General features: G+C 55.0%; 14 protein-coding genes. All 14 read left to right on the top strand.

Translation table 11 applies throughout. The features are described 5' to 3' along the window. The 14 genes from KSY55_RS04250 to KSY55_RS04185 all read left to right on the top strand — a co-directional run bounded on the left by KSY55_RS04250 (position 1) and on the right by KSY55_RS04185 (position 13,039). Positions 1-987 (top strand): phosphatidate cytidylyltransferase, encoded by a 987-nt coding sequence (locus tag KSY55_RS04250; RefSeq protein ID WP_022244819.1) that lies wholly within the window; start codon positions 1-3, stop codon positions 985-987. A 17-nt stretch (positions 988-1,004) separates the two neighbouring features. Continuing rightward, positions 1,005-2,186 carry a 23S rRNA (adenine(2503)-C(2))-methyltransferase RlmN gene (gene rlmN, locus KSY55_RS04245; RefSeq protein WP_004222239.1) on the top strand — a complete coding sequence of 394 codons (1,182 nt, stop codon included), beginning with the start codon at positions 1,005-1,007 and terminating at the stop codon, positions 2,184-2,186. A gap of 119 nt (positions 2,187-2,305) precedes the next feature. Beyond that, a complete protein-coding gene (gene hisF, locus KSY55_RS04240) occupies positions 2,306-3,076 on the top strand; it encodes an imidazole glycerol phosphate synthase subunit HisF (RefSeq protein WP_004222237.1) in 771 nt (256 codons plus the stop codon). Positions 3,077-3,144: 68 nt separating this feature from the next. Then, the gene (gene hisI / locus KSY55_RS04235; protein WP_117658938.1) at positions 3,145-3,552 is read left to right on the top strand and encodes a phosphoribosyl-AMP cyclohydrolase; all 408 of its coding nucleotides are present in this window, start codon (positions 3,145-3,147) and stop codon (positions 3,550-3,552) included. Further along, positions 3,549-5,105 (top strand): anthranilate synthase component I, encoded by a 1,557-nt coding sequence (trpE, locus tag KSY55_RS04230; RefSeq protein ID WP_065437793.1) that lies wholly within the window; start codon positions 3,549-3,551, stop codon positions 5,103-5,105. Before hisI ends, trpE begins: the two co-directional genes overlap by 4 nt. 45 nt (positions 5,106-5,150) lie before the next feature. Then, complete coding sequence (locus KSY55_RS04225) at positions 5,151-7,244, top strand: bifunctional indole-3-glycerol phosphate synthase/tryptophan synthase subunit beta (protein ID WP_004222232.1); 2,094 nt, start codon at positions 5,151-5,153, stop codon at positions 7,242-7,244. Positions 7,245-7,261: 17 nt separating this feature from the next. Further along, complete coding sequence (gene trpA, locus KSY55_RS04220) at positions 7,262-8,143, top strand: tryptophan synthase subunit alpha (RefSeq protein ID WP_065437794.1); 882 nt, start codon at positions 7,262-7,264, stop codon at positions 8,141-8,143. 64 nt (positions 8,144-8,207) lie between these two features. Beyond that, positions 8,208-9,221: a prolipoprotein diacylglyceryl transferase gene (lgt, locus tag KSY55_RS04215; RefSeq protein WP_022244818.1), complete on the top strand. Its 1,014-nt coding sequence runs from the start codon at positions 8,208-8,210 to the stop codon at positions 9,219-9,221. A gap of 34 nt (positions 9,222-9,255) precedes the next feature. Continuing rightward, entirely contained in the window at positions 9,256-9,921 is a 666-nt protein-coding gene (gene rpe, locus KSY55_RS04210; RefSeq protein WP_022244817.1) for a ribulose-phosphate 3-epimerase, read from the top strand. 32 nt (positions 9,922-9,953) lie between these two features. Further along, complete coding sequence (locus tag KSY55_RS04205) at positions 9,954-10,217, top strand: phosphoribosyl-ATP diphosphatase (RefSeq protein ID WP_004222214.1); 264 nt, start codon at positions 9,954-9,956, stop codon at positions 10,215-10,217. A 45-nt stretch (positions 10,218-10,262) separates the two neighbouring features. Further along, positions 10,263-11,114, top strand: coding sequence for an ATP phosphoribosyltransferase (hisG, locus tag KSY55_RS04200; protein ID WP_004222211.1), 852 nt, complete (start codon positions 10,263-10,265; stop codon positions 11,112-11,114). Positions 11,115-11,127: 13 nt separating this feature from the next. Further along, positions 11,128-11,730: a CDP-alcohol phosphatidyltransferase family protein gene (locus KSY55_RS04195; RefSeq protein WP_055063422.1), complete on the top strand. Its 603-nt coding sequence runs from the start codon at positions 11,128-11,130 to the stop codon at positions 11,728-11,730. 5 nt (positions 11,731-11,735) lie between these two features. Next, positions 11,736-12,707 (top strand): DUF881 domain-containing protein, encoded by a 972-nt coding sequence (locus tag KSY55_RS04190; RefSeq protein WP_117611969.1) that lies wholly within the window; start codon positions 11,736-11,738, stop codon positions 12,705-12,707. Continuing rightward, a complete protein-coding gene (locus tag KSY55_RS04185) occupies positions 12,707-13,039 on the top strand; it encodes a small basic family protein (protein WP_004222200.1) in 333 nt (110 codons plus the stop codon). The genes KSY55_RS04190 and KSY55_RS04185 overlap by 1 nt, the downstream gene beginning before the upstream one ends. Positions 13,040-13,042 lie beyond the last annotated feature (3 nt).

The following is a 13,042-nucleotide window of genomic DNA, read 5'->3' as shown; positions in this document are numbered from 1 at the left end:
ATGGAACATCAGGAACAGCTCGAAAAAGAAACCGAAGAGGCCATCAACGCCATCAACAAGAAGACGGGGCGTAATATGCCGCAGGCCATCGCCACAGGGGCGGTGCTCGTCATCCTCATCTTGGCGTGTCTGCTGATCAGCATTGACTTGTTCGTCTATCTGGTTGTGCTGTTCATGGTGCTTGCCCTTTGGGAGCTGCGCGTCGATTTCGCCACTGCGGGACTTCATATTCCCGTGGCGGTGTTGTGGGTATGTTCGGCGGCGACGTTGCTGTCCACCTATTACAGCGAACGTCATATCGTCGCCATGACGGTATGCGTGCTGGTGTCTTTGGTGGTCGTAGCGATCGCCGCCAGCGCTAAAGTGACGTTCGGCAGCCGCATCTCTCTGGCCGTGGCGGATAAGCTTTCCCACACCGATGCAGGCGCAAGACTTGAATCCTCCTTCAACCATGAGCAGGGAGAGGTAAGCCATAGCAGGCTGAGCCATGTCGCGGTCTCCATGTTCACCGTGCTGTACATTCCGCTTCTGGCTTCCTGCCTCATCATGCCGTTGACATTCAATGATCATCCCGTCGCGCATGCTATTATGATGGTATTCATGCCCGCGTTGAGCGATACCGGTGGTTTGTTCGCCGGGGCATGGCTGGGCAAGCACAAGCTAAGCCCCCGCATTTCGCCGAAGAAATCGTGGGAGGGTCTTGCAGGTTCCATTCTGTTCTCCATGATCGGATCTTTTGCCGTGATGTTCTGCACGTACGGGTCGGATGTGTGGATTTCCCGCTGGTGGGTCCCTGTCGTGGCCGGTTTCATGATCGGCATCGCCGGAACGTTTGGCGATTTGTGCGCATCCATGTTGAAGCGAGATATCGGCATCAAGGACATGGGACACCTGCTTAAGGGACACGGTGGCGTGATGGATCGTGTGGATTCCATTCTGCTGTGCGCGCCGTTCGTGTGCGTGCTGCTGTGGGCAACTGGAATGTGAGAAAGGCAAACACAAGCATGAGCGACTCCGTGAATTCCACGAAGGATTTGCCGGAAACCGGTATTACTCCAGGAGGCACTACCGGTGCCTTCCGCGACGTGCTTTCCAAAGATCATGCGCGTCGAGGCAAGCCGCCGCTGCATTTTGCTGATATGACTGAAGACGAACGTATCGCGAAAGCCAAGGATCTTGGACTTCCGAAATTCAGAGTCAAGCAGCTTGCCAATCATTACTATGGGCATTTCGACGTCGCTGCCGAAGAGTTCTCTGACTTTCCTGCAGCGAAACGAGCCGAAGCCGCAGAGGCGTTTTTCCCAACGCTCATTACCGAAGTGACCCGTCAAGTGGCCGATGAGGGCACTACTATCAAAACGCTATGGCGTCTGTTCGACGGTTCTCTTATTGAGTCCGTGCTCATGCGGTATCCCACCCGCACCACCTTATGCATTTCCAGCCAGGTAGGCTGTGGAATGGGCTGCCCGTTCTGTGCCACAGGTCAATTGGGTCTGACGAGAAACATGTCGGCAGGCGAAATTCTGGAACAGGTTCGTGTGGCCGCGAAAGCCATGCACGACGGCGAAGTCGCTGGTGGTCTCGGGCGCCTGAGCAACATCGTGTTCATGGGCATGGGCGAACCTATGGGCAATTACAAGTCCGTATTGAGCGCTGTACGCCAAATCAGCGCCATGCCACCTGAAGGTTTCGGCATTTCGGCACGCAACATCACCGTCTCCACGGTCGGTGTGGTACCAGGTATCAAGAAACTCACGGCAGAAGGCATTCCGGTGCGTTTGGCCGTGTCCTTGCACGCTCCGAGCGATGAGTTGCGAGACGAGCTCGTTCCAATGAACAAGCGTTTCAATACTACGCAGGTGCTTGATGCGGCACATGACTATTACTTGGCTTCGAAACGTCGCGTAAGCATCGAATATGCTCTGATGCGCGGTATCAATGATCAAGCCGAGCATGCCAAATTACTTGCTAAGCGATTGAACCATTACGGTGACAATTGGGCTCATGTCAATCCGATTCCGCTCAATCCCATCGAAGGATCGAAATGGACCGCTTCGAAGCCTGAGGATGAACAGCAGTTCCTTGATATCCTTCATAAAGCAGGCATTACTGCGACGTTGCGAGACACACGCGGGCAGGATATCGATGGTGCATGCGGGCAGCTCGCAGCTAAGGAACAAGATTAGATTTCAAGGAAAGATGCTTGTTCTGTCCGCTACTCGGACTTCCGACGAACATGCGTAACGTAAAACGGTTACTCTTGCATTCGTTGCACACATGATTATGCGCGAAGGAGTAAAACAGCATGTCACTGGCAGTCCGAGTCATTCCATGTCTTGATGTTGATGCGGGACGAGTAGTCAAGGGCGTGCATTTCGAGAATCTTCGCGATGCCGGCGATCCGGTTGAACTTGCCGCGGAATACTACCGTCAGGGTGCCGACGAACTGACTTTCCTCGATGTGACCGCTTCGAGCTCGCATCGGCAGACCATGGTCGATGTGGTGAGTCGAACTGCCGAACAGATTTTCATCCCATTGACCGTGGGTGGAGGCGTACGTGCCCCTGAAGATGTGGATTCTCTGCTGCGTTGCGGAGCTGACAAGGTAGGAGTCAACACTGCGGCCATCAATGATCCGACGCTGATTGGCCGTGTCGCAGAACGATTCGGCAACCAAGTGCTCGTATTATCCGTCGATGCACGCCGTGAGCAGGGCGAGCGACACACTCAGTCGGGCTTTGAAGTAACCACCATGGGAGGCCGCAAATCCACCGGCATTGACGCTATCTGGTGGGTCAAGCGTGCTCAGGAGTTGGGCGCGGGGGAGATCCTGCTGAATTCCATGGACGCGGATGGTACCCAACAGGGTTTTGACTTGGAAATGATTAAAGCCGTGCGTAAGGAAGTGAAGATTCCGATCATCGCTTCCGGAGGTGCGGGCAAGGCTGCCGATTTCCCCCCGGCGATCGAAGCCGGAGCGGATGCCGTGTTGGCCGCGTCGATCTTCCATTACGGCAAAGTCACCATCGGCGAAGTCAAGGATGCCATCAAGGCCGCCGGCTATACCGTGCGATGAAAGCCGAAAACCGCAAAACAGGCGAATAACGTAATCAATAATCGAAGAAACAAATCAATAACACCATCATGACCAACGAAGCATACGACAACAGCACTATTCTTGACCCACGAATCGCAGAACGTCTCAAGAGGGACGATAAAGGACTGGTGGCAGCCGTCATCCAGCAATTCGACACCAAAGAAGTGCTGATGGTCGGCTACATGAACGACGAAGCCATACGACGCACCCTGACGACCGGTCGCGTCACGTTCTGGTCGAGGTCCAGGCAGGAGTACTGGCGCAAGGGAGACACTTCCGGACATGCCCAGTATGTGAAGTCCTTCGCACTGGATTGCGATGGGGATGCCATTCTGGTTGAAGTCGATCAAGTGGGAGCGGCCTGCCATACCGGCAAACGATCCTGCTTCGAAGAAGGCGGGCAACTGCCCGTGGTCGTAGGATACCGTACCAAGGAACAGGAGGGCCAGCGATGAGTGAATGCAGCGTACAAGCACTCAAGTGGGGCGCCACCTGGCCGAGTCGCGAACAATTCCACGAATTGGCTGATCAGGGATATCGTGTGATTCCGATTGTGCGCCGACTTCTGGCTGATTCGTTGACTCCTGTCGGATTCTATGAACGCCTTGCTGCAGGACGTTCCGGCACATTCATTCTTGAATCCGCGGAATTTGGCGGCACGTGGAACAGATACAGCTTCATCGGTGTGAATTCCATGGCTCAGTTGCGTTCCAACAACGGCAAGGCCGATTGGTTGGGTCAGGTTCCCGCAGGCGTGCCTACCGAAGGCGATGTGATGGAAGTCGCGCATGCTGCGCTGAAAACACTGAAAGCGCCGCATGTCGAAGGACTGCCGAACCTGACCAGTGGTCTGGTCGGTACCGTCGGTTGGGATGCGATTCGCCATTGGGAACCGACCTTGCGTGCCGAGGCGCCGAACGAGACCGGGCAGCCGGAAACAGTTCTGGCATTGGCCACGGATATTGCTGTGGTCGACCATGTGTCCGGATCGGTATGGATGATCGCCAATGCGGTGAACGTAGACGATCGATCCACCCGTGCCGATGCGGCATACGACGAGGCGGTGGCGCGATTGGATGATATGCAGCGTAAGGCCGCCACGCCTGTCGAAGGTGAAGCTCGCGTCAATGTGTTGGATGAGACCATTAGCCAGCCCGAGCTTCGTTTCCGTACGGAGAAGAGCGATTATGAGCGTTCCGTTGAAATCGCCAAGCAGCACATCATCGATGGTGACGTGTTCCAGGTGGTCATTTCCCAGCGTCTTGACATTGATTCGCCAGCCGATCCATTCGACGTGTACCGCGTGCTTCGTACGCTCAACCCCAGCCCATACATGTATTTCATGTCGTTGACCGATGCGCAGGGGCGTGACTTCAACGTTATTGGATCCAGCCCGGAAACGCTGATCAAAGTGGACAATGGCCATGCCATGACCTTCCCGATTGCCGGTTCGAGGCCTCGTGGCACCACTATTGAGGAAGACGAGCAACTTGCCAAGGATCTGCTTGCCGATCCAAAAGAACGTAGCGAACACATCATGCTCGTTGATCTTTCCCGCAATGATCTGAGCCGTGTATGTCTTCCGGAAAGCGTGGAAGTCGTATCCTTGATGGATATCAAACGATTCAGCCACATTATGCACATCTGTTCGACCGTTACCGGGCGAGTTAACCCCGACATGACGTCGTTCGATGTGTTCACGTCGGCATTCCCAGCCGGAACGCTTTCCGGTGCGCCAAAACCACGTGCCATTGAAATCATCGACGAGCTTGAGCCCGCAGATCGTGGCATTTATGGCGGCACTGTCGGCTATTTCGATTTTTCAGGCAACCTCGATATGGCAATCGCCATTCGAACGGCATTCATCCGCGACCATGAAGCGAGCGTGCAGGCCGGAGCCGGAATCGTACTTGATTCCGTGCCGGCCAGTGAGTGGCAGGAGACTCGCAACAAGGCCGAGGCCAGCGTCGAAGCGGTGCAGATCGCCTCGCAGCTTCGCCAGTTGTGAGTCAAATCAAGCTAACCAATCGAGTAAAATGCTGAAAGGAACACCATGTCTGTACTCGATGAACTGGTGGCGGGAGCTGTCGAAGACCAACGAGCACGTGAACAGAACATTTCCCTTGATGAGGTGAAGCGTCAGACATTCGAAGCGCCGGCCCCTATTGATGCGCGACAGTGGCTGAAAAAAGCGGATGGCATTCCGGTGATCGCGGAGATTAAAAGGGCTTCGCCATCGAAAGGGCACCTTAGCGACATTCCTGATCCTGCCGCATTGGCCAGGGAATACGAAAAAGGAGGTGCCAGCGCGATTTCCGTGCTGACCGAAGGTCGTCGATTCCTTGGATCGCTTGATGATTTCGATAAGGTCCGTGCAGCCGTGAAAATTCCAGTGTTGCGCAAGGATTTCATTGTCACGGAATACCAGATTTGGGAGGCACGGGCGCATGGCGCCGATTTGGTGCTGCTGATTGTTGCCGCGTTGGATGACGACAAGCTCAAGTCTTTGCTTGAACTGGCGCATAGCCTCAATATGACGGTGCTGGTCGAAACGCACACTCGCGAGGAGATTCAGCGCGCGATCAATGCCGGAGCGCGAGTCATCGGCATCAATGCACGAAATCTCAAGGATCTCAAGGTCGATGTGAACAAATACAACGAGCTTGCCGCCGATTTGCCGGACGATGTGATCCGCGTAGCGGAATCTGGAGTGTTCGGATCGGTGGAACTTGAGGATTATGCCCGCGCCGGAGCCGACGCGGTGCTGGTTGGCGAAGGTGTCGCAACCGCATCCAACCATGAACAGGCTGTGGAGCGACTAGTAAAGGCAGGAGCAAGAGTGAAAGCATCCGAACAAACCCCGTTGGCAAGTCATGAAGGACCGTATTTCGGTCAGTTCGGTGGACGCTATGTGCCGGAAGCGCTGATTACAGCGCTTGACGAGCTTGAACGTGTCTACGAGGAAGCCAAGGCTGATCCGGAATTTCATAAGGAACTGGCTCGATTGAACCAGCAGTATGTCGGTCGTCCGTCACCGTTGACCGATGCGCCGCGCTTTGCCGAGCGTCTGAGGGAAAAGACTGGTCTTGACGCCCGCGTGTTCCTCAAGCGTGAGGATTTGAACCACACTGGCGCGCACAAGATCAACAATGCACTCGGTCAGGCCCTGCTGGTCAAGCGCATGGGCAAGACTCGGGTCATTGCTGAAACCGGTGCAGGTCAGCACGGTGTCGCCACCGCTACGGTGTGCGCCATGCTTGGACTGAAGTGCCGTATCTACATGGGCCAAATCGATGCGCGTCGTCAGGCCCTGAACGTTGCACGTATGCGCATGCTTGGTGCGGAAGTCGTGGAAGTCACCTTGGGCGATCACATCCTTAAGGACGCCATCAACGAGGCTCTTCGTGACTGGGTTACCAATGTAAAAGACACTCACTACCTGCTGGGCACTGTTGCCGGTCCGCATCCATTCCCGGCTATGGTGCGCGATTTCCAGAAGATCATCGGCGAGGAAGCTAAGCAGCAGCTTCAGGATTGGTATGGTATCGATCACCCGGATGCGGTTTGTGCATGCGTCGGTGGCGGTTCCAATGCCATCGGCATCATGAATGCGTTCCTTGATGACGAACGCGTGAACCTGTACGGCTATGAGGCAGGCGGCAATGGTCCGGAATCCGGACGCCATGCCATTCGCTTCGCACCGGGAACCGGTGAACTGGGTATGTTCCAAGGTGCCAAGAGCTATCTTCTTGAGAATTCCGAAGGCCAGACCCTCGATACGTATTCCATCTCCGCTGGTTTGGACTACGCCTCTGTGGGCCCGGAGCACGCATGGCTCAAGGAAATCGGACGTGTCAATTATTCTTGGGCGACCGATGAGGAAGCCATGAGCGCTTTCAAGGATCTCTGCGAGACCGAAGGCATTATTCCGGCGATCGAAAGTTCCCATGCCGTTGCAGGCGCATACAAGGCGGCTGAGGATCTCAAGGCCAAGGGATATGAGCATCCGGTCATGATCATCAACATTTCCGGTCGTGGGGACAAGGATATGAACACTGCCGGCAAATGGTTCGGTTATCTGACCGACGAGCAAGCCAAAGCGCTCGAAGCCAATGGAGCCCAGGGCAATAACGCGGACGGCGAGTGAAAGAAGGAGTATCCATTATGACGAACGCAACAGTAACCACGCCGTCCGGGCAGCCTCTCGGCATCAGCCATAAGCCGAGTCCGACGGAAGCCATGTTCGATGAATTCAAAGCGGCGAACAAGCCTGCATTCATCGGTTATCTTCCATATGGATTCCCTGATTCTGACTATTCGTTGAAAGCATTCCGCACCATGGTTGAGCATGGCGTCGATGCCGTCGAGATTGGTCTGCCGTATTCCGATCCGGTTATGGATGGTCCCGTCATCCAAGCGGCTTCGCAGATCGCCATTGACAACGGCGAGAAAATCGCGAACGTGTTCAAAGCCGTCGAAACCGTGGCCAACGCCGGGGGAGTCCCTCTGGTGATGAGCTATTGGAACCTCATCTACCATTACGGCGTGGAACGTTTCGCACGCGATTTTGAAAATGCCGGTGGCGCCGGCCTGATTACTCCGGATCTCATTCCAGACGAGGCAGGTGAATGGATCGAAGCTTCGGACCGTCATGGACTTGACCGAATCTTCCTCGTGTCCCCGGACTCCACCGACAGCCGTTTGAAGGTCGTGGCAGGCAACGCTCGCGGCTTCGTCTATGCGGCAGCCCGTATGGGCGTCACTGGCGAACGCTCCACCATCGATGCTTCTCCGGAAGAGTTGGTGGCACGCACGCGCAATGCCGGCGCGAAGAACGTCTGCGTTGGCATCGGCGTTTCCACCGCCGAACAAGGCGCGAGAGTCGGCTCATACGCTGATGGCGTCATCGTCGGATCCGCATTGGTGCACACCATGCTTGACGAATCCGGGAAAAACGCAGTCGATGAGGCCACGGGTCTCAAGGCGTTGGCCGCCAAAGCCGAAGAGCTTGCGGACGGCGTCCATAACGCGCGTGTCGCAAAGTAAACCATTCTGACGATTTCGGTGGTCCACGCACCATATCGGATGCGTGGACTACCATCAGGAAACCATGACACTTGCATACATTCCATCGCCAACGATTTCGCAGTTTTCCATCGGTCCAGTAACGATTCATATCTATGCGTTGTGCATTTTGATGGGAATCGTCCTTGCAGTATGGATAACCACCACACGTTGGAAAAAGTTGGGTGGCAATTTCGACCAAGTGCTTGATATCACTCTGGTCAGCGTGCCTGCGGGCATTATCGGCGCACGACTTTATCACATCATCACCACGCCTGAACGTTTCTTCGGACCGGATGGCGACTGGGCGGAAATGTTCCGCATTTGGAATGGCGGACTTGGCATCTGGGGCGGCGTGCTGTTCGGAGCGCTGGCCGCATGGGCATGGTGCCGTCATAAGCACTATCCAATGGCCTTGCTGGCTGACGCCATCGCTCCGGGCCTGTTGGTAGCGCAGGCTGTTGGGCGTTTGGGCAACTGGTTCAACCAGGAACTGTATGGCGCTCCGACAACGCTTCCATGGGGTTTGAAACTCAACATGGAAGGCACTGCCATCGGGCATAGCGAACAGTGCTATGACGGAGCCACATGCCCGAGTGGCACGCTGTTCCATCCGACGTTCTTGTACGAGATGATCTGGAACCTCATCGGCGCCGCGATTATCGTATACATCGGTTCCAAAGCCATGAAGAAACTCAAGGCAGGTTCCCTGTTTGCCGTGTACATCATGTGGTACACCCTGGGACGCACTTGGATTGAATCCCTGCGTATCGATTATGCGCACGAATTCTTGGGCGTGCGCATCAATGTGTGGGTCTCCATGGCGGTGTTCGTGCTCGGCGCGGTGTCATTCATCGTCGTGCAGCAAATGGGCAAAGACACTGACCTGTTGGCGGAGAAGCTTCGTACCGTCACCGAAATCGAGCAGCGTCTTGAAAACGGTGAATCGGAGGATTCTTCGGATTCCGTGGTGTCTTTCCCCGAGCAAACGGTTGATGAAATCAAAACCAACGATGCCGAAACTGTCTCGAATACCGACAAGCAGCCCGGCATCAAATAACAGCAAGTCGATTACCTTTCATAGAATAAGAGCCATGACTATTCAAATCGCACCAAGCATCCTGTCCGCTGATTTCTGCAACCTTGAGCGCGACCTCAAGGCCATCTCCAATGCAGATCTCGTTCACGTCGACGTGATGGATCATCATTTCGTTCCGAATCTGACCTTGGGCGAGCCGATTGTGGCTCGTATCTGCGAAGTCACCGATCTTCCGGTCGACGTGCATCTGATGATCGAGGACCCGGATCGTTGGGCACCCGAATATGCCAAGTTGGGCGCTGCATCCGTAAGCTTCCACATGGGGGCAACCCACGCTCCGGTGCGTCTGGCGCGCCAGCTGCGCGAGATGGGTTGCAAGGCTTGCTTCGCGGTGCGTCCGGCCGAACCTGTCGAGCCGATTTTCGATATTCTCGACGAATTCGACATGATTCTTATCATGACCGTCGAGCCCGGCTTCGGTGGCCAGAAGTTCCTTGACAACCAGATGGCCAAGGTACGTCGTCTGCGTGACGAGATTACCCGTCGCGGCCTCGCCACCAAGATTCAGGTCGATGGCGGTGTCAGCCCGAAGACCGCGCACATTGTAGCCGAGGCCGGTGCCGACGTACTGGTCGCAGGTTCCGCCGTGTATGGTGCCGAGGATCCTGCGGAAGCCATTGATTCCATCCGTGAGAAGGCTGAAGCCGCATTCAAGGCCTGAACCTACCAATATTTCGAGGATAGATACGAATAATGAAGACTTTTGAATCCCTCTTTGCTGAATTGAGCGAGAAGGCCGCAGCCAAGCAGGCTGGCTCGCTGACTGTCGACGAACTGGGCAAGGGCACGCATTTCATCGGCAAGAAGATTGTCGAAGAGGCGGGCGAAACCTGGATCGCAGCTGAGTACGAAGGCGCCGATCGTACTGCGGAAGAGATGAGCCAGCTCATCTACCATCTGCAGGTCATGATGATCGACCGAGGCATCACACTCGAAGACATCTACAAGAATCTGTGAGTTTTTGGCCGTGCCATAGGAGGCGTGGCCTTTTTGGGAGGGAAAATGCTGAGAATCGCCGTGCCCAACAAGGGCATGCTGTCCGAACCTGCATGGAACATGCTGGCCGAGGCCGGCTATCGCCTGAGGAGCAATCCGCGTCAGCTGGTTGTGGAGGATCCCGACAATGACGTGGAGCTGTTCTACCTGCGTCCGCTCGATATCGCTGTCTACGTTGGCCGAGGCACCATCGACGTCGGCATTACCGGTCATGATCTGCTGCTCAACTCCGGTACGGATGCCAAGGAGCATATGGAGCTTGGCTTTGGCGCTTCAACGTTCCGTTTTGCAGCCCCCAATGATTCTCCGATTAGCAAGCTCGAAGATATCGAAGGCAAGCGCGTCGCCACCAGTTTCGACAAGCTTGTGCATGATTATCTGGCTGAGCATGGCATCAACGCTGAAACCGTACACCTTGATGGTGCCGTCGAATCGTCAGTGCAACTCGGTGTGGCTGATTTGATCGCCGACGTGGTATCCACGGGCACCACGCTCCGTAACGCCGGCCTGCGTATTTTCGCGGAACCGCTGTTGCATTCTGAAGCTGTGCTCATTCGTTCCCCGCGTCTTGCTGAAGATGATGATCGTTTGACGATTCTTAGCCGTCGTCTGCAGGGCGTGCTCACTGCTCAGCGTTACGTGCTCATGGATTACGATATTCCAGTCGAGAAGGTTTCCGCGGCTGTGGACATCACGCCTGGATTCGAAAGCCCGACGGTTTCCCCGCTTCATGACAAGCAGTGGGCGGCCGTGCGTGTCGTTGTGCCGAAGGCCAAGGTCAACCAACTCATGGACCAGTTGTATGAAGTTGGTGCTCGTGGCATAATCGTCACCGCTTTGCAGGCCTCGAGAATGTAATATTGCTCGAAGTATGAGCAAACTGATTATCAAAAAACAGTACAGTCCGGAACCGCGGGATATCTATTTCACGGTTCCGAACCTTATCAGCCTGTTGCGAATCATTTCGATTCCCTTCATCTCGGTATTGGTCTCTCGCCATGAGATGGTGCTTGCATTGATTGTGCTTGCGCTGTCGGCGGTGTCCGATGGCTTGGATGGTCTGATTGCACGCTCGTTCAATCAGGTGAGCAAAATCGGGCAGATCCTCGATCCTATTGCAGACAGATTATTGATTTTCTGCAGTATTCTCGCGCTTGGAGTCGCTGACATCATTCCATGGTGGATGCTGATCGTCGTCGGATTGCGAGATTTGATCATGGCGATTCTTGTACTGGTTTTGGCGCAGCGTGATTACGGTCCGCTGCCGGTGCATTTCGTTGGAAAAGCAGGCACCGCCATGCTGATGATTGCCATTGTCGCCTTGATTTTCGCAGATATCTGGTCTAATTCGGCTACGGATACTTTGCATTTGTGTGGTCTCGCCACCGGCATATGGGGTGTGGGATTGTACTGGCTTGCCGGCTATATTTACATACGTCAGGGAATCCAGCTTCTGAAGAACGATAAGGATTGACTCACATGATGCATGATGCTCCGGAACGTGCGTCGTTCCCGGTGTCTCCGGAGAATACGCCTACGAAGCGGCGCGCCGTTTTCTCGGCGTCCTTCGCCGGGCTGACTTCGCATCATGTGCAGCCTGATATCGTGACATCCACTTCGCGCAGAAGGCGGAATCTGGATGATGACTCATTGCGGCTTATTGACGATTTGACCAATCGTCCGATGGACGTGATGTACACGGACTCGAGGTTGGCCACCAAAACTCCGTCATTGTTTTCGGTCTGGTTCACCCGGGTTTTGGTATTCCTTATCTGCATTGCCGTAGGCACGGCGGGAAGCGTGTTCGTCCGACAGCTGAGTACCGATCCACGTAAGGAAGTACGCAAGCAACTGTCAAGTCAGTTATCTGATCAAACGAAAAACGTCGAAACCCTCACCAAAGACGTGAACGCGCTGCGAGCCCGGGTTGAGGAGGAATCGAAATCCGTGTCGAACTGGTCTCTGAACCAGACCATACAGGATGACGAAATGGTCAATGGCGTACTTCCTGTGCAAGGCGAAGGCATCACGCTCACCATCGCCAATCCAATATCGGTGAGCGGAGACAACGCGGATTCGTCACTGTCAAGGGAAAACGGCAGCCAAGTCCGTGTGGTCACGGATTCCGATCTGCAGGTGCTTGTCTCGCTGCTTTGGCAGTCCGGTGCGGAGGCGATCGCCATTAACGGGTATCGTCTCGGTGTGCAGACTTCCATACGAACGGCAGGGACGACGATCCTTATCGGCGTCAATTCCGTGCAAAGCCCCTATCGCATCGAGGCGATCGGCAATTCCAGTGCGCTTGCCAATGCGGTGAGCAAGAAAACGCAAAAACGTTTGTACGATGATTTCAAAGAAGCCGGTATCTATCCGCAGGTGAGCAGAAGCAAATCGATTACGCTGGAAGCGGCGGTGACCGGCGAAGTGACATATGCAAGGAAGGTCAAGTAATGGCAGCGGTCTTGGGACTTATCATAGGCGTGGTCATTGGCGTGTTCGTCCGGCCGGACATTCCCATTGCGCTTCAGCCGTATCTGCCGATTATGGTGCTGGCGGCGCTCGATGCGCTGCTCGGTGCCGCCCGAGCCTATTTTCAGCGTAGCTTTTCCGATAAGGTCTTCGTGATTTCCTTCTTCTCGAATGTTATTACGGCAACATTGTTGGTTTTCCTAGGCAACCAGCTTGGCGTCGGTTCCCAGCTGCAGACTGCGGTCATCGTCGTGCTCGGCATTCGAATCTTCACCAATGTGTCATCCATCCGACGTTTCATCTTCAAGGGATGACGG

It is taken from the genome of Bifidobacterium sp. MSK.13.1 (assembly GCF_019131435.1).
Taxonomy (GTDB): Bacteria; Actinomycetota; Actinomycetes; order Actinomycetales; family Bifidobacteriaceae; genus Bifidobacterium; species Bifidobacterium pseudocatenulatum.
The sequence above is the reverse complement of the archived record's forward strand: the minus strand, read 5'-3'. Positions and strand labels throughout refer to the sequence as shown.

Excerpts from the sequence above, each read along its gene's own strand:
- rpe (WP_022244817.1), top strand. The coding sequence starts at position 9,256 with ATGACTATTCAAATCGCACCAAGCATCCTGTCCGCTGATTTCTGCAAC.
- KSY55_RS04250 (WP_022244819.1), top strand. The coding sequence starts at position 1 with ATGGAACATCAGGAACAGCTCGAAAAAGAAACCGAAGAGGCCATCAAC.
- lgt (WP_022244818.1), top strand. The coding sequence starts at position 8,208 with ATGACACTTGCATACATTCCATCGCCAACGATTTCGCAGTTTTCCATC.
- hisG (WP_004222211.1), top strand. The coding sequence starts at position 10,263 with ATGCTGAGAATCGCCGTGCCCAACAAGGGCATGCTGTCCGAACCTGCA.
- trpE (WP_065437793.1), top strand. The coding sequence starts at position 3,549 with ATGAGTGAATGCAGCGTACAAGCACTCAAGTGGGGCGCCACCTGGCCG.
- KSY55_RS04225 (WP_004222232.1), top strand. The coding sequence starts at position 5,151 with ATGTCTGTACTCGATGAACTGGTGGCGGGAGCTGTCGAAGACCAACGA.
- trpA (WP_065437794.1), top strand. The coding sequence starts at position 7,262 with ATGACGAACGCAACAGTAACCACGCCGTCCGGGCAGCCTCTCGGCATC.
- KSY55_RS04195 (WP_055063422.1), top strand. The coding sequence starts at position 11,128 with ATGAGCAAACTGATTATCAAAAAACAGTACAGTCCGGAACCGCGGGAT.
- rlmN (WP_004222239.1), top strand. The coding sequence starts at position 1,005 with ATGAGCGACTCCGTGAATTCCACGAAGGATTTGCCGGAAACCGGTATT.
- KSY55_RS04205 (WP_004222214.1), top strand. The coding sequence starts at position 9,954 with ATGAAGACTTTTGAATCCCTCTTTGCTGAATTGAGCGAGAAGGCCGCA.
- KSY55_RS04190 (WP_117611969.1), top strand. The coding sequence starts at position 11,736 with ATGATGCATGATGCTCCGGAACGTGCGTCGTTCCCGGTGTCTCCGGAG.
- KSY55_RS04185 (WP_004222200.1), top strand. The coding sequence starts at position 12,707 with ATGGCAGCGGTCTTGGGACTTATCATAGGCGTGGTCATTGGCGTGTTC.
- hisI (WP_117658938.1), top strand. The coding sequence starts at position 3,145 with ATGACCAACGAAGCATACGACAACAGCACTATTCTTGACCCACGAATC.
- hisF (WP_004222237.1), top strand. The coding sequence starts at position 2,306 with ATGTCACTGGCAGTCCGAGTCATTCCATGTCTTGATGTTGATGCGGGA.